Raw genomic sequence first — 22,790 nt, 5'->3', positions numbered from 1 at the left:
GATTGGGGGTTAAAACATGAAGCAAGTTTGCCAGGTATGTAATAATTACTGTGAATTGGAAGAGGGGCAGGCAGGAAGATGCCGTGCCAGAAGGAATATAAATGGAAAGATCGTGTCTGAAAATTATGGGAAGATTACTTCCATGGCTCTGGATCCTATTGAGAAGAAGCCTCTGCGGCGTTTCTATCCAGGGAGCCAGATCCTGTCGGTGGGAAGCTATGGCTGTAATCTGAATTGTCCGTTCTGCCAGAACTACGAGATTTCTTTCAGTAACGGGAGGGATGTGCATATTGTGGATGTTATGCCGCAGGAACTGTTAAAACAGGCATTGGCGCTTAGAAATAAAGGAAATATTGGCGTGGCTTTTACCTATAATGAGCCGCTGATCGGATATGAGTATGTAAGAGATGCGTCATGCCTTGTACATGAGGCAGGGATGAAGAATGTGCTTGTGACAAATGGCGCTGCAACCATAGAGACGCTCTGGCAGGTCCTGCCCTATATCGATGCCATGAATATTGATCTGAAGGGATTTACCCGCGAATATTATGAGATGCTGGGAGGCAGCCTGGGCGCAGTAAAAGAATTTATCAGGACAGCGGCAGAAAACTGCCATGTAGAACTGACGACTCTGATCGTGCCCGGGGAGAATGATTCTCCAAGAGAGATGCGGGAACTTTCGGAATGGATAGCGTCGGTAGATCCAGAGATCGCGCTGCACGTGACCAGATTTTTCCCAAAATGGAAGATGAAGGACAGAAACGCTACAGACATAGGCCAGGTATATGAACTGGCAGAGATTGCGCAGAGGAACCTGGCCTATGTATATACCGGTAATTGCTGACCGGCGGGAGCGTGACCTGCTATATGCCTACAGCATCAGCACTATTTGTGGCGCGGGCCGCTTTTCGTTCTGCCTTTTCTTTGGCGATGGTGGGCTGGAAGCGCTTGACTTCGGATGCCACAACATTGCTAAGAAGCAGTATGCATATCAGGTTTGGGATTGCCATCAATGCGTTCATGATATCTGAGATGTTCCATACCAGATCCAAGGTCTGGGTGGCGCCTACGTATACAACCAGAGAAAAGATGACGCGGTAGATGATGTTAAATCTATGGTTCTTGAACAGGTATTCAAACGCTTTTTCCCCATGGTATTCCCAGCCCAGTATGGTAGAAAACGCGAATAGGATGATGCCGATGGCAACCAGATAGCTGCCGACAGGTCCCAGGACGCTGCCGAATGCAGCCATGGTCAGCTGGATACCCTGAAGAGGCTCGCCTGCAGCATTGGTGGTTCCCAGTACGCCGGAAGCGGCGATGGAAAGCCCGGTAATAGTACATACGACAATCGTGTCAAAGAAAGTTCCTGTCATATTGATATATCCCTGCCGGACCGGATCATCCGTTGTGGCGGCAGCAGCTGTGATGGCAGCGGAACCCAGGCCGGCTTCATTGGAGAATACGCCTCGGGCGACTCCATAACGAAGAGAATTCATAACTGATACGGTGATGGTTCCGAGTACGCCTCCTCCGATAGCCTGGGGATGAAATGCCATGCCAAAGATCAGATACAGGCCGTGCGGCACGTTAGTAATATTACCGCATATAACAATTAGGCCTGCGATGACATAGAAGATAGCCATGATAGGGACAACTACGGAAGATACCTTGGATATGCTGGTGATGCCGCCCAGAATGATGATTAAGGCAAGCACGGTTAATGCGATGCCTGTAATCCAGGAGGGCACGCCGAAGGTTTCTGTCAGAGAACCAGATATGGAGTTGGCCTGGGTCATATTTCCGATGCCGAAGGAAGCCAGAACGGTAAATAATGCAAATAGGAAGCCCATGGAATGGCCAAAGGCCTTATTTTTAAAGGCATTCTTCATCGTATACATAGGGCCTCCGGACATCTCGCCTTTTTCATTAGTCTCGCGGTATTTGATAGCCAGCATGCATTCGCTGAACTTGGAAGTTAGGCCGAAACATGCTGAGATCCACATCCACACCAGGGCTCCAGGGCCTCCTGCAAACATTGCCGTGGCTACGCCAATGATGTTGCCGGTTCCAATAGTGGCAGCAAGCGCGGTCATTAGCGCGGAGAATGGAGATACGTCTCCGGTGCCTCGTTTTGTGGTTCTTGCCTCTTTGCTCAGAACGCTGTGGAGCGCATACCCCAGATTCCTCCATGGAAGGAATCTCAGACGGATGGTCAGGAAGATTCCAGTACCAACCAGAAGTACCAGCATGACGGGGCCCCATACAAAAGTGTCAATTAAACCTACGATTTCATTTACTTTTTCCATTACTCTCTCCTTTCCTTGTTTTCCTATTTTCTAAAGAAAAACAAAAAAAGACAACGTCTGTGACAACGTCGTCTTTTATGGTACTATTTTACCCTATGAAGGGGAAAAGTCAAGTGTAAATTAAAAAAATATTCAGTTGTCTGTCAATTTTGGTCGATTATTAGTGAGCATTAGAAGGCGTGTTCTTTTAAATTGTCCTTGATAATTACTGGATAAGCATCTAAAATAAATCTATTAGGCTTATTGAACAGAAAGGATAGGATATATATGAAAATGTTAGTGGATGCTATTGTGGATACCACTTTTGACTGTCTGAAGATGCTTCCGTTTTTATTTGTGGCATTTATTTTGATAGAGGCGTTGGAACATTACTCTAGTGACTTTACTGCAAAGGCATTGGCAAAAGTAGGGAGGGCAGGCCCGGTTGTTGGGGCAGTCGCGGGATGCGTTCCTCAATGCGGATTCTCGGTTATGGCAGCGAATCTGTATGCAGGCGGAATTATATCGGTGGGAACCCTTCTGTCTGTATTTATTGCTACATCAGATGAGGCCATCTTGATTATTATGAGCAACCCGGAAAGGATCCGGGAAGTGGGAATTCTCCTTGCTGCAAAGGTAATTATTGCGGTTACGGCAGGATATATCATAGACATTTTCTTCCGGAATCAACTTGCTACAGTCAAGGAAAGCGGGAATCTTTGCAAAGACTGTGGATGCGACGAAGAGGATGCAGGAATATGGAAGCCTGCATGGCATCATACAATAAGAATATTTATTTACCTCTTTATATTTACAGGAATTTTAAATCTTTGCATAGAAATCTTCGGGATTGAACAGTTATCTAAGTTCCTACTGGGGAATACTATATTTCAGCCGGTGATTGCGGCTATAATCGGCCTGATCCCTAACTGTGCGGCATCCGTTATCCTAACTCAGCTGTATCTGAACGGAGCGATTTCTTTTGCTTCAGTGATCGCCGGACTATGTACGGGGGCGGGCATTGGACTTGTGGTGCTGTTCAAGATGAACCGGAATAAAAGGGAAAACCTTAAGATTGTTGGAGTCCTGTTCTTGGTGGCAGTGGCAGCCGGTATGATAATTGCATGGGTAGCGGGCAGTTAGAAGGGAAATTGGCAAAATTTGATTAATATGCAGGTTTGAATCGTCGGTATACTGGCAATATCATGGAATTTTTGGTAAGAATTGCAATTTCGGAAGAATGTGCTATAATATTCAGGACTAGGTGATGAGGCTTAGGAGAAATGAGGAGGAATTATCATGGCCACAAAAAAAGTAACATCAGCAACCAAGAAAACCGAAACTGTGAACAAAACTGCGGCGGTGACAACTGCATCTGCTGATATGGCGGCAGTCAAAGAGGAATCTGTAAAACCTGCGGCAGCAAAAGAGCCAGTCAAGCAGGCTGCTGAAGCAAAACCGACAGTCAAGCAGGCTGAGCCTGAAAAAACAGAGCCAAAGAAAACACCGGTAGCAGATAAGGCTGAGACGGCTAAGACTCCTGCAGCCGAGAAAGCAACGGAAAAGAAAGCACCTGTAAAGAAAACAACAATCAGAAGAACAGCGACGAAGAAGGCAGCGGCAAAGACGACAGCTGCAAAGAAGACAACAGCGAAAAAAGAGATAAAGGTAAATGCCTTTGTTGAATATTATGGGAAACAGGTAGAAGAGAAAGATATCATAGCCAGCGTAAAGAAAGCCTGGACAAGTACCGGGAAGAAGGTTGGAGATATCAAGTCTATGGATCTATACATAAAGCCGGAAGAGGGCGCCGTGTACTATGTTATCAATGGAACAGAGACAGGAGCGGTTGCATTTTAAGGCAAATGTATGACCGGGAGTACCTTTTTGCTGAAAGGTACTCTATTTTTAACGAGAAAATTAACAGAAAATTAGAAAATAATATAAAAACATATTGACAAATATGGAATTTAATGATAGTATAATGACATAAATAATAAACGAGATAAGAAAACAGATAAAACATTTGTTGGAGGTGAGTTTATTATTACAGATTTGAAGATATGATACATATCTATCAGATCACAACTTATTGAAGGGAGAATGCAAAACAGTATTTAAAGTTCAATAAGATATAGTTTAAGAAAGGAAGGTACGGACCACCAAAAAATTAAACTATCCAAACTGATTAGTAATCAGTAAAAAACTTTACCAAAAGAAAGAGGTAAAAGAATGATTGAAGAATCAAAGTAAAGATGGGTGTCATTTATTTCATATAATTGATGCCCATCTTTACTGTTGTATTATAGAACGCTATCACAGGAACAATTTTGATGGTTACAGGAACTAAAAAAGATGCTATAATGGTATCGCTCGGGAGGATTGCAAGGGAGTGGCAGGACTTTCCGGGAGAATTATGGATTCTAACAAATAATTGACAAGGGACAAAGGAGACAGAAGATATGGATGAAGTAATGAGCATGGGAAATGAACTGATAGGCAAGGTTGGAGACAACAGCAGCATATTTCTGGCAGGCACCTATCGGCCAAGTATGGCAGCCTTGATCGTAACGATAGTGGTAGGGCTTTTGATTTGCCTGTTCGGGTTGAAGTTAATGAGGCTGCTGGCTGCGGTCGTGGGGTTCGTGCTGGGAGCAGCGGCGGGAGTTGCCGCGGCTGTAGCTATGGGGCTTACAGGAACCACATTTTTGATTGCGGTACTGGCGGGCGCGGTAATCATCGGGCTGTTATCCATATTCTTGCGAAGGATTGGTATATTTTTGCTGGTATTGTGCTATGGATTCGGCGTGTGTGCGGCAGTGATCCATCCATCATCTATGATAATGTATATCATATGTCTTGGGATTGCAGTTGTATTGGCGGTGCTGTCTGTTCTTTACATAGAGCCCATCGTTGTTGTCGTAACCGGAATATCCGGAGGCCTTTGCGCTGGCATGGCGGCAGCATCTTTGATAGGTATGGAGAAGAATATTCTGGTAGGATATGGAATCAGCATCGTTCTGGCAATAGCAGGGATTATTGTTCAGTTTATGATGCATTCCAGAAAAATTGGAAAGAAGGAAGAAGTATATTCCAAAAAGGTGAAAGAAGAGGTTTCCAGGGAGTCGGAAGTTGAAAAAGCAAGGATGATCCTGGAAGAAGATGAGGAAGATGAAGTTTCTGCGCAAGAAGAAAGCGATGATGATATCGAAATAATTGAAGAGGACATTTAAGGAGTCCTGTTTATGACACACCTCCCCTGATATAGTAAAGTCTATAGAAGGAGAGGTGCTTTATTATGTATAAAAAAACAAGAATTTTTTTGATGATAGCGGGGATTATTCTTCAGGTATTGGCGATGATCCTATACAGTTTCACAGAGACGGATGCACCGGGATTTCTTTATATGGCCATATGGATTCTATGCGCGGCGCTGGTGAGATACTCTATCAATACTATGAAGGTAATATAACCCAAGAGCGGCTGCCTTGGTTGTATTTTGAGCCAAATGTGATATAATAATCCTAAGAATAGCATAAAGGAGGCTTACTTATGAAATTAGATATGCATTGTCATGTAAAAGAAGGCTCTATTGACAGCAAGGTAAGCTTGGATGAATATATCACGAAATTAAAAGAGAATGGCTTTGACGGAATGCTGATTACAGACCATGATACTTATAAAGGATATCGGCATTGGAAGTACAATATGAAGGGCAAGGCTCACGAAGATTTTGTGGTGCTCAAAGGGATCGAGTATGATACCTGTGACGCGGGCCATATTATCTGCATCATGCCGGAAGGCGTTAAGATGAGGCTGCTGGAATTAAGAGGCATGCCTGTGTCGGTGCTGATAGATTTCGTACACCGCCATGGAGGGATTCTTGGACCGGCCCATCCATGCGGGGAAAAATATCTGAGTTTTACAAATACAAAGAAGTTTTATAAATCGCCGGAAGTTATCAAGCGGTTTGATTTTATTGAGGCATTTAATGCATGCGAGTCCGAGGAATCAAACGAAGGAGCCATGAAGCTGGCACGCAAGTATAAGAAGCCAGGAATTGGGGGAAGCGATGCCCATAAGCTGGATTGCGTGGGGAAAGCATATACAGAGATTCCAGAGTATGTCACATGCGAGACGGAACTGATTTCTTTGATCCGCCGCAAAGCCCCGGTAGAGGCAGGAGGCGTCCTCTACGGAAAGACGACCAAGGACAAGATGGGGAAAGCGAATAAATTGCTGGTATATTCGTTCTGGTTTTATAACAAAGGTGGAGAATTGCTAAAACGTCACAAGAGAAAATTAAAGGGACAAGTCGAGAATCCGGTAGATCCCATTGACCCTATAGAGATACAGTATCTACAGAAATAAGATATGCAAGAGGATAGAAGAAGAACGGGCATAGCCAGCATGCAGGCGGCGTACCCGTTCTTCTTGCTTTTATCTTGTTAGCCTGGAAGGGCTTGATTTAGAATAAAAGCCCAATATGATAAACGATCGTACTCATTATCCATGCGACTGCCAGTTGGAAAAGAATGATGCCGAATGTGGATTTCCAGCTCTTTAACTCTCTGTGTATGGTAGCAATCGTAGCAGTGCAAGGAACATAGAGCAGGCAGAAAACCATCAAGGCATAGGCGTTGGCAGCGCCGAAGCCTATGGAGCCTAAAGTGGCCACCATGGCATTCATGCCGTGGGCGGTAGTGATGTTCTGAATGCCGAATAGCACGCTGCAGCTGGATACCACAACCTCTTTTGCCGCAATTCCTGCGATCAGCGCCACGATGATCTGCCAATAGCCAAGTCCGGCAGGCGCGAACAGAGGAACGATTGCTTTTCCGACAAGGGAGCCAAAACTCTGGGAGATATCCGTTACATATCCATTCGGGCCAAAGTTTAAAATGCCCCACATGATGACAGAGGCAATGAAGATTACAGTTCCGGCCTTGGTAAGGTAATCTTTAATTTTCTGCCATACGTAGATTGCTATTGTACGCGCGTTGGGAGATTTGTATTCCGGAAGTTCGATCATCAACGCGTGCTCGGCCTTGCTGCCATCAATTTTTGAAAGAATATAGGCAGTGCCGATGGCGATCAGGATTCCCAGCAGATACATGGAATAGCATACCAGCATGGCGTACTTCCCAAAGAACATGGAGGAAAACAGCACGTATATAGGAAGCCTTGCACTGCACGACATAAAGGGCGTTACCAGGATCGTTTTAAAGCGGTCTCTCTTATGTTCCAGCGCCCTGGAAGCCATTACTGCGGGCACAGTACAGCCAAATCCAAGAAGCAGCGGAAGAAAAGCACGGCCGGACAGCCCCAGCCTGCTCATGATATCATCCATGACAAATGCGACCCTGGCCATATATCCACTGTCTTCCAGAATAGCAAGGGCGAGGAAAAGGATAAATATATTGGGAAGAAATGTCAGGATCCCGCCTACGCCCGAAATAATTCCGTCTACAATAAGAGACTGCAGCATGGCATTGACATGAAGCGCTTCAAGGCCGCTGGAGGCCATGGAAGAGATTTGATCAAGCCCAATCTCGAAAAAACCTTTTAGCCAGTCCCCAATAGTAAATGTAAGAAAGAATACCAGCGCCATGATGCCAAGGAATATGGGAAGCCCCAGCCATTGATGGGTCAGATAATGATCAATCTTGTCGGTGGACGCTTCTTTTTTAGATTTATTTACCAGGACCTCGCCTATAATCTCTTCTATAAAATCATATTTTTGATTGATAATGTCCTTTTCATAACTGCGGTCAATGACATCTCCAAGATCTAATGGATGGCGGGCCGCAACATTCTTGTCCTTTTCCAGAAGCTTGATGGCATGCCAGCGGGCATTCTGGATGTCAGGATAATTTTTCTCAAGTTCATTCATGATAATATCAATCTTGTCTTCTATGTAGTCTTCATAGACCATGGCATACTCATCATGATGGTTATGCTTATGGGTAGAATGCCGGCCATTGTGATGATGGATGAAGGGCCCTTGCTTTGCATATTCTTTGTGGTGCGCCACTGCGTGCATGAGGATGGATAGTCCGGTCTTCTTGCGGGCAGAGACTGGAATGGCAGGTACTCCAAGCATCTCAGGGAGACGGTGAAGATCGATCTCCATTCCACGTTCTTCCACAATATCCATCATATTAAGGGCCAGAACGACGGGCTTTCCCAGTTCGATTAGCTGCAGGGTCAGATAGAGGTTGCGTTCCAGCGAGGAGGCATCGATGACATCCACGATGACGTCCACCTCATCGCTCATGATGCATTCGCGGGAGACGGTCTCTTCCATTGTATAGGAGGTCAGGCTGTAGATGCCGGGGAGATCGATGAGTTTGAACTCCTGGCTTTTATACATGGCCTTGCCTTCCTTTTTTTCAACTGTGACGCCGGGCCAGTTGGCAACCTTTAAGTTGGCTCCTGTAAATGCATTAAAGAGAGTAGTCTTGCCGCAGTTGGGATTGCCGATGAACCCTACATTAATGATATTGCCCATTATGCCTGCACCTCCATCACTTCAATATGATCAGCGATCCGCCTGCCGAAAGCGAAGCGGGTGCCCCGGAATTTGGCGGTAAGAGATCCTTTTTTATCATTATTCAATATGGTGATCAGGGATCCTTCCGTCAGGCCCAAGGCCTCCAGGCGCCGTTCCAGCTGCGTTTCTATATCGATAGACCGAACGCGGTAAGTGTGGTTGTTTTTCCCTTGTTTCAGCGTCATAGCATGTACTCCTTCGTAATGTTATTGATAATTATTCTCTATTATCCTTTTACATAATATCACTATTTGACGCTGATGGCAATGTGAAGTATACTGTATTTTAGAAAATAATAAAGATGGAGTCTTGCTTATGGAAATATACTATTTCATTCTATACTTTTTTACATACGGGTTTCTTGGATGGTGCACAGAGGTGGCATTTGCAGCCGTCAAGCAGGGAAAATTCGTAAACAGAGGATTTCTTAACGGTCCTATATGCCCGATATATGGAGTGGGTGTCAGCGTGGTTGTCTCATTTCTCGCTCCTTTGGAGGGAAGCCTGATCCTGCTGTATGCTGCGTCAACCATATTGGTAACTTTCATTGAATGGCTGACAGGATACCTTATGGACAAGATATTTCATCATAAATGGTGGGATTATTCCAGCCAGCCGTTGAATATCGGAGGCTACGTCTGTCTTTTGTTTTCACTGATCTGGGGTGTCGCTTGCGTGGCGATCGTCAAAGTGATTCATCCGCTGATATACAAGGCGCTTTCTTTTATCCCGGTAACCCTTGGAATCGTGATCGCGGTGATATTGGCGGCAGTTCTGTTTGCGGATCTGTACGTAACCGCATCTGGCATACTGAAACTGAACAAGAGACTGGATGCTATGGAAAAGATTGCGGCCGAACTTCGGGAGGTATCCGACAAGGTAGGGGAGAATATATACGAAAGCGTTATGGATACGCTGGAGTTCCAGGAGGAAAAGAAAAAGATGCTGGCGGCAGCGTCCAGCGAATTCAAGGAGAAGCTGGAGGCTGCGTCTGAACTTCGGGAAAGGATTGGAGCAGCCACCGAAGAGCAGAAGGCTCGTATAGAAGAATTGAAGAAAAAGTATACGGAACTGGCAGGCCGCAGCACCAAGGTCTCCGTCCGTCTGATGAAGGCGTTCCCAAAGATGGAATCCAGAAACCACAGGGAACTGCTGGATGCGATGAAACTTCGACTGAAAAGAGACCGGAAATAATCCGGTTTCTTTTTTTCGTATTGACAAATGACGCAAATATGTATATGATAATTGCACTCGTCTAAGATTTCTATTAATGGGGTATCCCCGCAGGGAAGAGTCATTCCCGTATTCCAAAACGAGCAAAATACAATAAGGAAAGGAGGAGCGGAAAGTTCGTAGCTTTTTGTTTATTTTTCGTACGTGAAAGGAGTTAATTATGAAAGGAAAAAGAAGTAGCAAAGTCCTGCTTTTGGGGGCCTTATTGTTGTGCCTGATACTTGGAATCGCAGGAAAAAGCAGCAAGATGACAGTATGCGCAGGCGAGGCATCGCTTGTGCAAGGGGAAGCAGTACAATATATGGGATACTCCACCCATTATTACTATGTAAACGGCAATCTGGCATATTGTCTCGAGCCGGATATGGCATCGCCGGGGAATGGGAATTATCCGTCTGAAGAGATAGACCCGGCGCAATTGCTGGGAAAGGCTATGTATTATGTCTATGGGGGACCGGGTTACGACGCTTATATGAAGCCGTCGCTGAATGGAGGCTGGGATCAGCCGGACCGGGCATATTGCCTGTCTCATTGCATACTGTCCTACATTTACGACGGATGCAATCCGCAAAGCGCAGGATTTATTGGACTAAATGAAGATATCCGTAACGCAGTCATTCAATTTACGGATGCAATCAAAGGATGGCCCCAGATTCCCAGCACGGACATCTCTCTGTCGGATACGGAACTGACGGCGTATTTCAGCAAAGAAGAAGGCTGGCAGAGGACATCATCTGTCACCTGCAATGGAGATGGAACGAATTCGCTGGTCTTTTCCCTGCCCGAAGGAATAACACTGGTAAATGAGTCCAGGAATGTCAGGGAAACCATCCGTGCGGCTGTCCATGGAGGAGAACGTTTCTATCTTGCTGCAGATGTAACATATGACAATGGAAAGACTTGGTCAAGCGGTCAGGTGAAAGGAACCCTTGACCAGGCTTGGCGTACTCTGGTGATAAAGACAGGCAGCGGAAGCCAGGATGTAGGCGCGGGCCATCTGGCAACTGTGGAGGCAGGGACGGTGCAGATGAACGTAAGATGGATTCCGCGTCCGGAAATCGTGGTAGATAAGAAAGCAGACAAGGCTAAGAAGAAGTATCAAGTGGGGGATATTATCACGTATTCGATAGATGTCACCCAGCAGGTGAAGGACGCGGTGGCCAAAAATGTAGTCATAACCGACACCATACTGACAGAAGGAGTCAAGCTCCAGAAGCATTCTATTACGCTGCTTGATGGGGATCACAGCGTCATATCTGACGCAGTCATTGCCGTTTCGGGTAATTCCTATACCATACACGCTGGAGAATTCCTGCAAGGGATAGAATCCGGAGAAAGATATATTGTAGAATACCAGGTAGCCATTACGGATGAAGCGTTGATAGGGAAAGAAATTGAGAATGAAGTGGTGGTGCGCTCGGATAACACGGAAGAAAAGAAAGACAAGGAAATCGTGGTCGTTGACAAGCCAGAAGAGGAAAAGCCGGAAGTTCCCAAAAAGGAGCCGGAAATAGAACCGAAAGAACAGCCCCAAATGACGGAAGCCTCTATCGTAAAAACCCCATCCGTCAAGACGGGAGATAAGGAAAACCTAAGCGTTCTTATCCTCTTGCTGATTCTTTCTTGCGCCGCCATATTTATCTGTGTTAGAATATCCTGTAAGACTAAGTGAAATAAGGAGGCATAGTAGTTATGGGAATGACAATGACACAGAAGATCCTTGCAGCCCATGCAGGACTTGACAGCGTTGAAGCCGGACAGTTGATCGAGGCGAAGCTGGATGTGGTTATGGCAAACGATATTACAGGACCTATGGCGGTCCCTGTATTCAGGCAGATGGCAGATAAAGTGTTCGACAAGGATAAGGTGGTTCTGGTACCAGATCATTTTACGCCGAACAAGGACATCAAATCCGCCGAGAACTCCAAATCCATCCGCGAGTTCGCGAAAGAACAGGGTCTGACGCATTATTATGAAGTGGGACAGATGGGAATCGAACATGCGATCCTGCCGGAAAAAGGAATTACAGTGGCAGGAGAATGTATTATAGGCGCAGACTCCCACACTTGTACATATGGAGCATTGGGAGCATTTTCTACCGGAGTCGGAACGACGGATATCGCGACAGGAATGGCTACCGGGGAACTGTGGTTCAAGGTGCCAAGCGCGATCAAGTTCGTGCTTACAGGCAAGCCTGGGCCCTATGTAAGCGGCAAGGATATCATCATCCATATTATAGGAAGGATTGGCGTGGACGGCGCACTGTACAAATCAATGGAATTTGTAGGAGACGGCATTGCAAATCTTACCATGGATGATCGATTTACCATGGCAAATATGGCGATTGAGGCAGGCGCAAAGAATGGAATCTTCCTGGTTGATGAAAAGGCCGAGGAATATATGAAGGAACATTCCGATAAGGAATACAAGATCTACAAGGCAGATGCAGATGCCGACTATGACGCGGTGGTGGAAGTAGATCTGGCGAAGGTCCGTCCTACGGTAGCATTCCCGCATCTTCCGGGCAATGCAAAGACGATTGATGAAATAGAGGCAATGGAGCCGATTAAGATTGACCAGGTAGTCATCGGCTCTTGTACCAACGGAAGAATGGAAGATATGAGAAGAGCGGCGGCAGTGCTGAAAGGGCAGAAGGTACATCCGGATGTTCGTGTCATGGTCATTCCTGCGACTCAGAAGATCTATAAGCAGTGTATCAAAGAAGGGCTGGTAGACATCTTTATTGATGCAGGATGCGCGTTCAATACGCCAAGCTGCGGACCTTGCATGGGCGGGCATATGGGCGTCCTGGCAGCAGGAGAGAAGTGCGTCTCTACAACGAACAGGAACTTTGTTGGAAGAATGGGGCATGTAGATTCCCTGATCTATCTTGCATCCCCCGAAGTAGCAGCGGCCAGTGCGATCGCGGGATGTATTGCGAATCCAGAGAAAGTAGGTGACAGATAATGAAAGCATCAGGAAAAGTATTTAAATATGGAGACAATGTAGACACTGACGTGATTATTCCAGCCAGATATCTGAATTCTTTTGACGGAAAAGAACTTGCCACCCATGCTATGGTTGATATTGATCCGGAGTTTGCCGGGAAGGTACAGCCAGGAGACATGATCGTGGCGAGAAAGAACTTTGGCTGCGGCTCATCCAGAGAACATGCGCCCCTCTGCCTAAAAGAGGCAGGGGTTAGCTGCGTGATCGCCGAGACATTCGCGCGCATCTTTTTCAGGAATGCCATTAATATAGGCTTGCCGATCATCGAGTGCCCGGAGGCGGCAGCAGGGATTGAAGCCGGCGACGAAGTGGAAGTGGATTTTGACAGCGGAATCATCTATAACAAGACTAAGGACGCGCAGTATAAAGGACAGCCATTTCCGGAATTCATGCAGAAGCTGATTGCGGCCGGCGGCCTGGTGAATTACACCAACAGTAAGAAAAAAGGATAGGAGAGTACATAGGTATGGGAAATGAGAGAGGAAATGGGGCAGCACTCCTGCCCATAGGGGTATTTCTTGTAATATTCCTTGGTTCAGGCATTATCACGGGGGATTTTTATGCAATGCCTGCGATCGTAGCCTTTTTGATTGCGCTTCTGGTGGCATTTATCCAAAACAGAGGCCTAAGTTTTCAGGAAAAGATCAGCATTATATCAAGAGGCGTGGGAGATGAGAACATTATTACCATGAGTCTGATCTTCCTTAGCGCTGGAGCCTTTTCCGGCGCGGTCACGGCTGCAGGAGGCGTGGAAAGTACGGTTAATCTGGGCCTTTCCATACTTCCGGCGAAAGTGGCGGTAGTGGGATTGTTTGTGATTGGCTGCTTCATCTCCGTATCAATGGGGACAAGCATGGGGACGATCGCGGCATTGGCCCCAATCGCGGTAGGAATCAGCGAGAAGACAGGGTTCTCCCTAGCTATCTGTATCGGAGCGGTTGTATGCGGGGCAATGTTCGGCGATAACCTGTCTATGATATCGGATACGACGATTGCCGCGGTAAAGACGCAGGGATGCGAGATGAAGGATAAGTTTAAGGAGAACTTCTTTATCGTGCTTCCGGCAGCTATTATCACGATCATCATATTCCTGGTGATTACCAGGAATGCGAATTTTAAACTGACAGAAGAACTGACGTACAATATATTCCGTGTGCTGCCATATATTCTGGTACTGGTTGGCGCGCTGATTGGAATCAATGTATTCGTGGTGCTCATCGGAGGAACGGTGATATCCTTGATCGTGGGAGTCGCGACAGGCAGCCTGGCGGTCGGGGAGATGTTCTCTTCTGTGGGCGAGGGAGTTACGGGGATGTATGATATCACCGTCATCTCGATCGTGGTGGCATGCATTGTGTCGCTGGTTAAGGAATTTGGAGGAATACAGTTTATACTGAATCTCATCAAGAAGAGCATCAAAGGGCAGCGCGGCGGCGAGGTCGGCATTGCGGGATTGTCGCTTCTGGTTGATATGTGTACGGCCAATAATACGGTTGCGATCGTAATGGCAGGACCTATCGCAAAGGAAATCAGCGATGAGTTTGAAATATCTCCAAGAAGATCAGCGTCTTTGCTGGATATTTTTACTTCCGTGGGGCAGGGGCTGATCCCATATGGCGCCCAGCTGCTGTCGGCAGCCAGTCTTACAGGGCTGACGCCGTTTAATATCATGCCATATCTGTTCTATCCGATATTGATGGCGATCAGCGCTGTACTTTTTATTCTGTTCAGGAAAGCAAATTAAAGTATAAAAGAAGGGTGAAAAGAGATGAATCTACATTACAAAAGTACTAGAAATTCAGATAGAAAGGTGACGGCTTCTGAAGCAATTCTTAAGGGACTTGCGCCGGACGGAGGACTGTTCGTTCCGGAAGAAATACCAAAACTGGATATTTCTTTGGATGAGCTTAAGGATATGACCTATCAGCAGACCGCTTATGAGGTCATGAAACTATTCCTGACGGACTTTACAGAAGAAGAGTTGAAAGACTGTATCAATAAGGCGTATGACAGCAAGTTCGATACGGAAGAGATTGCGCCCTTAGTAAAGATTAAAGATACCTACTATCTGGAATTGTTCCATGGGGCGACCATCGCCTTTAAGGATATGGCCCTGTCTATTCTGCCGCATCTTATGACCACATCGGCCAGGAAGAATCAGGCTGACAAGGAGATCGTAATTCTCGCGGCAACTTCAGGAGATACCGGAAAGGCTGCGATGGCGGGGTTTGCGGATGTGGAAGGGACAAGGATTATCGTATTCTATCCAAAGAACGGCGTCAGCAAAGTGCAGGAACTGCAGATGGTCACTCAAAAAGGAAAGAATGTAGATGTAGTCGCGATTCACGGTAATTTTGACAATGCGCAGAGCGGCGTCAAGGCCATGTTTGAAGACGTGGAGCTGGCAAAGGAATTGGCTGGCAAGGGATATCAGTTCTCCTCCGCTAATTCCATCAATATCGGACGGCTGGTTCCCCAGATCGTCTATTATGTCTATGCCTATGCCAAGCTTCTTGCCAACGAAGAGGTACAGGACGGCGAAAAGATCAATGTGGTAGTGCCTACCGGTAATTTTGGAAATATTCTGGCAGCATATTATGCAAAGAATATGGGGATTCCGATAGACAAGCTGATCTGTGCCTCCAATGAAAATAAGGTGCTCTTTGATTTCTTTGAGTCTGGAACCTATGATAAGAATCGGGAATTCGTGCTGACCACATCTCCATCCATGGACATCCTGATCTCCAGTAATCTGGAGCGATTGATATATCTGGTGGCTGGCCAGGATTCGGAAAAGACGAAGGCGTTGATGGAAGAACTGAAAGCAGATGGAAGTTATACGATCACAGAGGATATGAAGGAACGTCTTGCGGATTTTGCAGCGGGATACGCGGATGAAAAAGAGACAGCCGCGAACATCAAGGCGGTCTATGAGGAGACGGGCTATGTCATGGATACCCATACGTCTGTGGCATCCTATGTATGCCGCAGTTACAGGGAAGAAAGCAAGGATGATAAGAAGTGCGTGATTGCCTCCACTGCCAGCCCGTATAAGTTCGTAAAAAGCGTGATGACAGCCATCGATGATAAATACGAGGGGGCCGATGAATTCAGCCTGCTCAATGAACTTCAGGAGATCTCCCGCGTAGATATGCCGCAGGCGATTCAGGAGATACTGGATGCAAAGGTGCTTCATACGCTGGAATGTGATGTGGACATGATGAAGGATACGGTGAAAGGCATACTGAAGATATAGTAAAAGGAGTGCATTAGATGTTTGAAGGAATATTTGGATTCATTGGGCTTGCCTGTGGAATTTATTGTCTGTATGGATTTTTCATGCTGAAATATAAAAAGATTATCAACCGGACGATCCTTCTGCCGAAAGGCGTGGATGCAGGAAAATGCAAGGATCTTGAAGGATATAGCAGGGAAGCCTCGCTGCCGCTGCTCCTTTTGGGAATCATAGTTACGGTTTATGGAGCGGTAGATTTGTATAACATATATGTAGAAAGGATTCCAAAGGTCTTTATAGTAATGATCACAGTCGTAATCCTGGCCCTCTTCGGATTTGCCGCCGCAATACGAAAGTGTAATAAAAAATATTTTGGCATTTGATGAAAAATGCAGGATTGTTTACACAATCTTGCATTTTTGCAATTTTTTATACAATTATACAGCGCAAATATTTAGTAAATGAATTCTAAAAAATATAAACTTTCGTTAAAACATTGTTAAAGTATTGACTTTTGCGCGAAAAAATGAGATAATGAATCAAATTTCGAATTTTAAGGAGGAAAAGAAGATATGGCAACAAAAGCGTATTATCCAATTGAAGAAATAGGAAAAGGCAAGCCGGGATTCTCAAAGACAAGATCTATTATCGAAGCAGCATTTTATGGAAATAATGTTGTACCGGTTAACACATTAAAAGAGGCATATAATCTGGCAAAGAATTCACCAGGAACCGTAGTTACAGACATGCCTGTATATAGAGGAGAAGAATTTGGCCTTGATGCTGATGCAAAGGTTCTTTTATTCAATGATGGAGCAATTACAGGCCGTTACGCTACCGCCCGCCGTATCGCTGGCGAGCCGGGAGTAGACTGTGACGCGCTGGATAAAGTTGCTATGGATGCAATCTATACATCCCGCTTTAAGAAGATGTATCATGCAACCGTATATGCAGGACTGGATCCGGAATTCATGGTAAAAGCGCACCTCCTGATTCCAGAAGGCGAAGAGAACATCATGTATAACTGGATGCTGAACTTCCAGTATATGTCTGATGAATATGTAAAGATGTATAAGGAGTCAAAGGCGGTTGGCGATGGCAAAGAGCCAGACATCTATATCTTCTCTGATCCTCAGTGGATACCAAAGGAAGCGCCTGGCGTCAGCTTCGATTGCTTAAGCGATCCTGCAAAGAAGACTCTGTGCTATTTTAACACAGAGACTAACTGCGCATGCATCCTTGGCATGAGATACTTCGGAGAGCATAAGAAAGGAACCCTTACCATGGTTTGGGCAATTGCAAACCGTAATGGATATGCGTCCTGCCATGGCGGACAGAAAGAATACTTACTTCCGGACGGAAGCAGTTATGTTGCATCTGTATATGGATTGTCAGGATCCGGAAAATCAACGCTTACACATGCGAAGCATGGTGGTAAATATGAGATCAAGGTGCTTCACGACGATGCGTTCATTATCAATACGGATACATGCGCATCCATCGCGATCGAGCCTACCTATTTTGATAAGACAGCGGACTATCCGACAGGATGCGAGGACAATAAATATCTTCTGACCGCTCAGAACTGCTCTGCTACATTGGATGAGGATGGAAAGATCCAGCTGGTAACGGAAGATATTAGAAATGGCAACGGACGTGCGATCAAGTCCAAATTGTGGTCTCCAAACCGCGTTGATAAGATTGATGCTCCGGTTAACGCTATCTTCTGGATTATGAAAGATCCAACGATCCCGCCGGTAGTAAAACTCAAAGGCGCTTCTCTGGCATCCGTAATGGGAGCTACTCTTGCAACGAAGAGATCCTCCGCAGAGAGACTTGCTCCTGGCGTAGATCCTAACAAGCTGGTCGTTGTGCCATATGCGAACCCATTCAGAACCTATCCTCTGGCAAACGATTATGAAAAGTTCAAAAAACTCGTAGAGGAGAAGAATGTAGACTGCTATATCGTTAATACAGGAGATTTCATGGGCAAAAAGGTACAGCCAAAGGATACGCTTGGAATTCTCGAAGCAATCGTAGAGAAAAAAGCAGATTTCCATAAGTGGGGTCCATTCTCAGATATCGAGATATTGGATTGGGAAGGATTCATTCCGGACATGAACGATCCTGAATATGTTACGCAGCTGAAGGCCCGCATGAATGACCGTGTAAACGAGATCAAGGCATTTGAGACGGCAAAAGAAGGCTATGATAAACTTCCTGACGATGCGCTTGCAGCTATCCAGAAGGTTGTTGATGAATTAAACTAATTGAACTGGAACAATCTGCTTATCAGAAAGACTTGTAAAATCCATGTAAATGGGTTATAATAATTCCAGTAGAAACCTGGAATGCACGACAACTTCTGTAATTTTGAACCTACAAAACTTTAAACGGGACTCTTATATCTCTGTAATATGTCAGGCCTCCGATATCGCAGGGGAAGACAGAAAAACAGATGCGGACACCCACCTAGCTGTGGCTAGGAGTCAAAATACAGAAACCGGCATTTTGGGGAAATACAAAAGATAAAGGACAGTCGTTTTGCGGCTGTCTTTTTGTTGCTTAGCATCGGAAAAATTGCCGCTGGCATTTTCTTTCGATGCCAGGAAGGTTATCAAGAGAATATGGCGGACATTCGGGAGGCAGAGACGGTGCATAAACCACAGCAGCTAAGCATACATTTAGAAAAAGACATGGACAAGAGGGCACGGATAGATTGAATCAAGACAAGTGGAGCCGAAATAGACGGAACCGGTATAATTGGAATAAGAGCAGCAGGAATAAGTATAGATGGAACAGGCTGCTATGCAGCGTAAGCAGATGGACAAGGGGAAGAAGCTTATACTATGGACTGGCTATAGCGGCCAGCCTGCTGATTATCAGCGGCCTGCTCTCTTCCTTGTCCTCGCGGGAAGAAGAAAAGGTGAAAAAGCAGCCGGATACATCCAGGCAGCATGCGGAAGAGGGACAAGAACCGCAATTGACGGAGAATCCCAACATTCGCGTGCTTATTATGACTACCGGACATGCAGGAATAGTGCATCCGGGCGTGGAAGTGTCGTCTCCAGCAGGCCTGGTTCTGTCTTTCGGTGAGGAGCAGCAGGAGATCGAGCCAGGCCAGAAGGCGGCATTTGCGCCGGATGACGAGCGGTTTGCCAAAGGCAATCTTCGCATACAGGCAAAAGATGGAGGGGAAGTTACGCTGGACAGCATTGAGAGAGGATATGGCGTGCCTTCCTATGCCGGGACGCTGGAACTTCGGACTACGGCGGAAGGTATTGTCATCATCAATGAACTTCCGGTTGAAACGTACCTGTGCAAGGTCGTGCCCAGCGAGATGCCGGCATCCTATGAATTGGAAGCGCTGAAAGCGCAGGCAGTCTGCGCAAGAAGTTATGCCTATCAGCAGATGGCAGAGTATGGATACCCGGAATACGAAGCGCACGTAAACGACAGCACGGATTACCAGGTATATGGCAATTCCCAGGCTCAGGAGGCGTCAAGCCAGGCTGTGAGTGAGACGCAGGGGCAGGTGGCAAGATTCAACGGTCAGATCGTGACCACCTACTATTATTCCACTTCCTGTGGAAAAACGACAAGCTTGGAGGCCTGGGGAACGGAAGCGAATGAGCAGAACCAGTATCTTCAGACCGTTGAGGTAAAGGACGAAGAGGGTGACTATGAAAGAGAACTGCCATGGTACCGGTGGGAGGCCAGAATACCAGTACAGACTCTCTCCAACCTGGTAGGCCTTAATACCGCAACCGATGTAGGCATGCTGCAAAACGTAGAGGTGACCAGGACAGGGCCGGGAGGCGTTGCGCTTCAGATCTGCGCCACCGGAGATAAGGGGAGCGTAACGGTGGACACAGAGAATAAGATCCGCAGGGCATTAGGAGGCAGCGGCTATGAGATTCAGAAGCAGGATGGAAACACCGTGGCGAGTTCCGCGCTTCTGCCCAGCGCATTCTTTACTATAGGGAAAGAGGGGGATACATTTGTTATAAAAGGCGGCGGATATGGGCATGGTATAGGCATGAGCCAGAATGGCGCCAATGAGATGGCCAAAAAAGGCAAGACCTACATAGATATACTTACCCTTTTCTTCCCGGGCATTACCGTAGAATAAGCAGCCGGAATACAGGCCTTGATTTACTTTCAATAGACAAACCATGAAAAATCAGGTAGAATATAGGGCAAGTATATGGGAGAGTACAATGAAAAGATTAAAAGAGATATATCAGAAGATCCTAAATATGACTGCTGATGTTACGGAAGATCACGTAGGGGCGTATGCGGCACAGTCCGCATACTTCTTTATGCTGTGCATGATTCCGATCATTCTGCTTCTGATTACCATGGTGCAGTATACCCCGGTAACCAAGGCGGATGTCATGACCGCCGTGATCCAGGTGTTTCCTACCTCCGTGGATTCTATGATTACTTCGATTGTGAACCAGGTGTACAACCAATCTTCCGGAATCATTCCGATTACAGTAGTAGTAGCATTGTGGTCCGCTGGAAAAGGCGTTCTTGCGATGACCTCCGGGCTGAACTGCGTGTATAAATGTAATGAGACACGTAATTATATATTTTTGAGAATCAGGGCAACCATCTATACGGTGATGTTCATACTTGTAATCATATTTCTGCTGGTACTATCCGTATTTGGTAATACGCTGAATATATTCATTGCGGCACATGTACCTATTCTTAAGAATCTGGCGGATAGATTGATCGCGATGCGTACCATCATCACCCCCATTGTATTGATGATCTTCTGCCTTCTGATTTATAAATTCCTGCCAAACAGGAAGGACAAGCTGCGCAAGCAGCTGCCAGGGGCGGTATTTGCGGCTATTGGATGGATGATCGTATCCTGGATATTTTCTGTATATGTAGATATATTCAAAGGGTTTTCCGATATGTATGGAAGTCTTACCACTATCGTGCTCATCATGCTGTGGATGTATTTCTGCATGTACTGCATATTGCTTGGCGGGGAACTGAATATGATGATGTATGATAAGATGTTTACCGGGAAAGGCAGGGAAAAGTTGTAATTTATTTCTTGACATCCCCAATTGTTATGATACAATAATTAAGTATTCATAGATAAAAAGCAATGACCGCGTAAGTAGAGACCCATTTCCCATTAGAGAGAGGAGACCCCCGGCTGAAAGTTTCCTTTGGTTCGGATGGCAATCGAATTTCCCGCGCGAGCTGCATTTTTGAAATATCAGTAGGAAATGCCGTAGGTGCACGTTACGCATGCGTAGAGTGCCTGTGTGAGGATAGCACGCAGGAAGCAGGGTGGTACCACGGGTTATGCCTCGTCCCTTTTGGGATGAGGTTTTTTTATCTTGAAATGAGATAAGGCTCCCACCGCCATAGGTTGAGAGTTGTTCTAGAGAATATATAAGAAAGGGAGAAAAAAGATGAAAGAGAAATTACAAAGCATCAAGGATGAGGCTCTTAGGGCCATTGAAGCAGCAGATGTGCCTGAAAAACTGAACGATGTGCGCGTGAAGTTCCTTGGAAAGAAGGGAGAACTTACCGCAGTCCTCAAAAGCATGAAGGATGTTGCCCCGGAAGAGCGGCCTAAGGTTGGCCAGCTTGTGAATGAGACAAGAGCGTCTATCGAGAATGTCTTGGAAGAGAGCAAGAAAAAGATGGAGCGGGCTATCCGTGAAGAAAAGATGAAGCAGGAAGTCATCGACGTGACGCTTCCGGCGAAGAAGAATATGGTGGGGCACCGCCATCCAAATACGATCGCGCTGGAAGAAGTAGAGAGAATCTTCGTTGGCATGGGCTATGAAGTAGTAGAAGGCCCGGAAGTGGAGTATGATCTGTATAACTTTGAAAAACTGAATATTCCTGACGGGCATCCTGCAAAGGACGAGCAGGATACCTTCTATATTAATAAAGATATCGTGCTGCGTACCCAGACATCGCCGGTACAGGCACGTGTCATGGAGCAGGGCAAGCTTCCAATCCGTATGATTGCCCCGGGACGCGTGTTCCGTTCTGACGAAGTGGACGCGACCCACTCCCCGTCCTTCCACCAGATCGAAGGACTGGTCATTGACAAGAATATTTCCTTTGCGGACTTAAAGGGAACGTTGGAAGTATTTGCAAAAGAATTATTCGGCCCTGAGACCAAGACCAAGTTTCGTCCGCATCATTTCCCATTCACTGAGCCAAGCGCGGAAGTGGACGTAACCTGTTTTAAATGCGGCGGAAAAGGCTGCCGCTTCTGTAAAGGCTCTGGATGGATCGAGATTCTCGGATGCGGCATGGTGCATCCGCATGTATTGGAAATGTGCGGCATTGATCCGGAAGAGTATTCCGGCTTCGCTTTCGGCGTAGGATTAGAGCGTATTGCCCTTCTCAAATATGAGATTGACGATATGCGATTACTGTACGAAAACGATATCAGATTCTTGAAGCAATTCTAATTGGAGGGAGA

The 22,790-nt window shown here is 46.1% G+C and carries 20 protein-coding genes, 1 other RNA gene and 1 other annotated feature; of the genes, 18 read left to right on the top strand and 3 right to left on the bottom strand.

The window, feature by feature from the left end; translation table 11 throughout:
* The first annotated feature begins 16 nt into the window (after nucleotides 1-16).
* Nucleotides 17-844: an AmmeMemoRadiSam system radical SAM enzyme gene (amrS, locus tag K0036_RS13770; RefSeq protein ID WP_025642812.1), complete on the top strand. Its 828-nt coding sequence runs from the start codon at nucleotides 17-19 to the stop codon at nucleotides 842-844.
* Between the two features lie 19 nt (nucleotides 845-863).
* Here amrS and K0036_RS13765 read toward each other — a convergent pair whose 3' ends face one another.
* Nucleotides 864-2,309, bottom strand: a complete 1,446-nt coding sequence (locus K0036_RS13765; RefSeq protein ID WP_220429987.1) for an alanine/glycine:cation symporter family protein — start codon at nucleotides 2,307-2,309, stop codon at nucleotides 864-866.
* A 267-nt stretch (nucleotides 2,310-2,576) separates the two neighbouring features.
* On the opposite strand from K0036_RS13765, the gene K0036_RS13760 reads away from it, so the two are divergent.
* The 5 genes from K0036_RS13760 (at nucleotide 2,577) to K0036_RS13740 (ending at nucleotide 6,659) form a co-directional block, all read left to right on the top strand.
* Nucleotides 2,577-3,431 (top strand): putative manganese transporter, encoded by an 855-nt coding sequence (locus tag K0036_RS13760; protein ID WP_025642813.1) that lies wholly within the window; start codon nucleotides 2,577-2,579, stop codon nucleotides 3,429-3,431.
* Between the two features lie 156 nt (nucleotides 3,432-3,587).
* Entirely contained in the window at nucleotides 3,588-4,148 is a 561-nt protein-coding gene (locus tag K0036_RS13755) for a DUF6465 family protein (protein ID WP_025642814.1), read from the top strand.
* 602 nt (nucleotides 4,149-4,750) lie between these two features.
* Complete coding sequence (locus K0036_RS13750) at nucleotides 4,751-5,521, top strand: transmembrane protein (protein WP_029466961.1); 771 nt, start codon at nucleotides 4,751-4,753, stop codon at nucleotides 5,519-5,521.
* A gap of 65 nt (nucleotides 5,522-5,586) precedes the next feature.
* Nucleotides 5,587-5,760, top strand: a complete 174-nt coding sequence (locus tag K0036_RS13745; protein WP_173693910.1) for a hypothetical protein — start codon at nucleotides 5,587-5,589, stop codon at nucleotides 5,758-5,760.
* A gap of 80 nt (nucleotides 5,761-5,840) precedes the next feature.
* A complete protein-coding gene (locus K0036_RS13740) occupies nucleotides 5,841-6,659 on the top strand; it encodes a PHP domain-containing protein (protein WP_004608209.1) in 819 nt (272 codons plus the stop codon).
* Between the two features lie 97 nt (nucleotides 6,660-6,756).
* Here the strand turns inward: K0036_RS13740 and feoB are convergent, their stop codons facing one another.
* Nucleotides 6,757-8,799, bottom strand: coding sequence for a ferrous iron transport protein B (feoB, locus tag K0036_RS13735; protein ID WP_025642815.1), 2,043 nt, complete (start codon nucleotides 8,797-8,799; stop codon nucleotides 6,757-6,759).
* Nucleotides 8,799-9,026 (bottom strand): FeoA family protein, encoded by a 228-nt coding sequence (locus tag K0036_RS13730; protein WP_173693909.1) that lies wholly within the window; start codon nucleotides 9,024-9,026, stop codon nucleotides 8,799-8,801. Before K0036_RS13730 ends, feoB begins: the two co-directional genes overlap by 1 nt.
* Before the next feature lie 130 nt (nucleotides 9,027-9,156).
* Here K0036_RS13730 and K0036_RS13725 point away from each other — a divergent pair, with 130 nt between their 5' ends.
* The 12 genes from K0036_RS13725 to pheS all read left to right on the top strand — a co-directional run bounded on the left by K0036_RS13725 (nucleotide 9,157) and on the right by pheS (nucleotide 22,779).
* Entirely contained in the window at nucleotides 9,157-10,035 is an 879-nt protein-coding gene (locus K0036_RS13725; RefSeq protein ID WP_025642817.1) for a putative ABC transporter permease, read from the top strand.
* Nucleotides 10,036-10,234: 199 nt separating this feature from the next.
* Nucleotides 10,235-11,746, top strand: coding sequence for a thioester domain-containing protein (locus tag K0036_RS13720; protein ID WP_220429986.1), 1,512 nt, complete (start codon nucleotides 10,235-10,237; stop codon nucleotides 11,744-11,746).
* 20 nt (nucleotides 11,747-11,766) lie between these two features.
* Nucleotides 11,767-13,041 carry a 3-isopropylmalate dehydratase large subunit gene (gene leuC, locus K0036_RS13715; protein WP_173693906.1) on the top strand — a complete coding sequence of 425 codons (1,275 nt, stop codon included), beginning with the start codon at nucleotides 11,767-11,769 and terminating at the stop codon, nucleotides 13,039-13,041.
* Nucleotides 13,041-13,535, top strand: a complete 495-nt coding sequence (locus K0036_RS13710; RefSeq protein ID WP_025642820.1) for a 3-isopropylmalate dehydratase small subunit — start codon at nucleotides 13,041-13,043, stop codon at nucleotides 13,533-13,535. The genes leuC and K0036_RS13710 overlap by 1 nt, the downstream gene beginning before the upstream one ends.
* A 14-nt stretch (nucleotides 13,536-13,549) precedes the next feature.
* Nucleotides 13,550-14,827 carry a Na+/H+ antiporter NhaC family protein gene (locus K0036_RS13705; RefSeq protein WP_004608216.1) on the top strand — a complete coding sequence of 426 codons (1,278 nt, stop codon included), beginning with the start codon at nucleotides 13,550-13,552 and terminating at the stop codon, nucleotides 14,825-14,827.
* 24 nt (nucleotides 14,828-14,851) lie between these two features.
* Nucleotides 14,852-16,339, top strand: coding sequence for a threonine synthase (gene thrC, locus K0036_RS13700; protein ID WP_025642821.1), 1,488 nt, complete (start codon nucleotides 14,852-14,854; stop codon nucleotides 16,337-16,339).
* Between the two features lie 17 nt (nucleotides 16,340-16,356).
* Nucleotides 16,357-16,701, top strand: coding sequence for a hypothetical protein (locus K0036_RS13695; protein ID WP_025642822.1), 345 nt, complete (start codon nucleotides 16,357-16,359; stop codon nucleotides 16,699-16,701).
* A 189-nt stretch (nucleotides 16,702-16,890) separates the two neighbouring features.
* Entirely contained in the window at nucleotides 16,891-18,588 is a 1,698-nt protein-coding gene (locus K0036_RS13690) for a phosphoenolpyruvate carboxykinase (ATP) (protein WP_173693905.1), read from the top strand.
* A gap of 70 nt (nucleotides 18,589-18,658) precedes the next feature.
* Nucleotides 18,659-18,840: non-coding RNA, 6S RNA (gene ssrS / locus K0036_RS13685), on the top strand.
* A 197-nt stretch (nucleotides 18,841-19,037) separates the two neighbouring features.
* On the top strand, nucleotides 19,038-20,450 hold the full coding sequence (locus tag K0036_RS13680; RefSeq protein WP_227035656.1) for a SpoIID/LytB domain-containing protein: 1,413 nt from the start codon (nucleotides 19,038-19,040) through the stop codon (nucleotides 20,448-20,450).
* Between the two features lie 88 nt (nucleotides 20,451-20,538).
* A complete protein-coding gene (locus K0036_RS13675; RefSeq protein WP_025642824.1) occupies nucleotides 20,539-21,384 on the top strand; it encodes a YihY/virulence factor BrkB family protein in 846 nt (281 codons plus the stop codon).
* A gap of 53 nt (nucleotides 21,385-21,437) precedes the next feature.
* Nucleotides 21,438-21,665 (top strand) — a binding site (T-box leader).
* 94 nt (nucleotides 21,666-21,759) lie between these two features.
* A complete protein-coding gene (pheS, locus tag K0036_RS13670; protein WP_025642825.1) occupies nucleotides 21,760-22,779 on the top strand; it encodes a phenylalanine--tRNA ligase subunit alpha in 1,020 nt (339 codons plus the stop codon).
* Nucleotides 22,780-22,790 lie beyond the last annotated feature (11 nt).

Source organism: [Clostridium] scindens, assembly GCF_019597925.1.
Taxonomy (GTDB): domain Bacteria; phylum Bacillota; class Clostridia; order Lachnospirales; family Lachnospiraceae; genus Clostridium_AP.
Note: the sequence above shows the minus strand (reverse complement) of the source record. Positions and strands in the feature narration are given on the sequence as shown.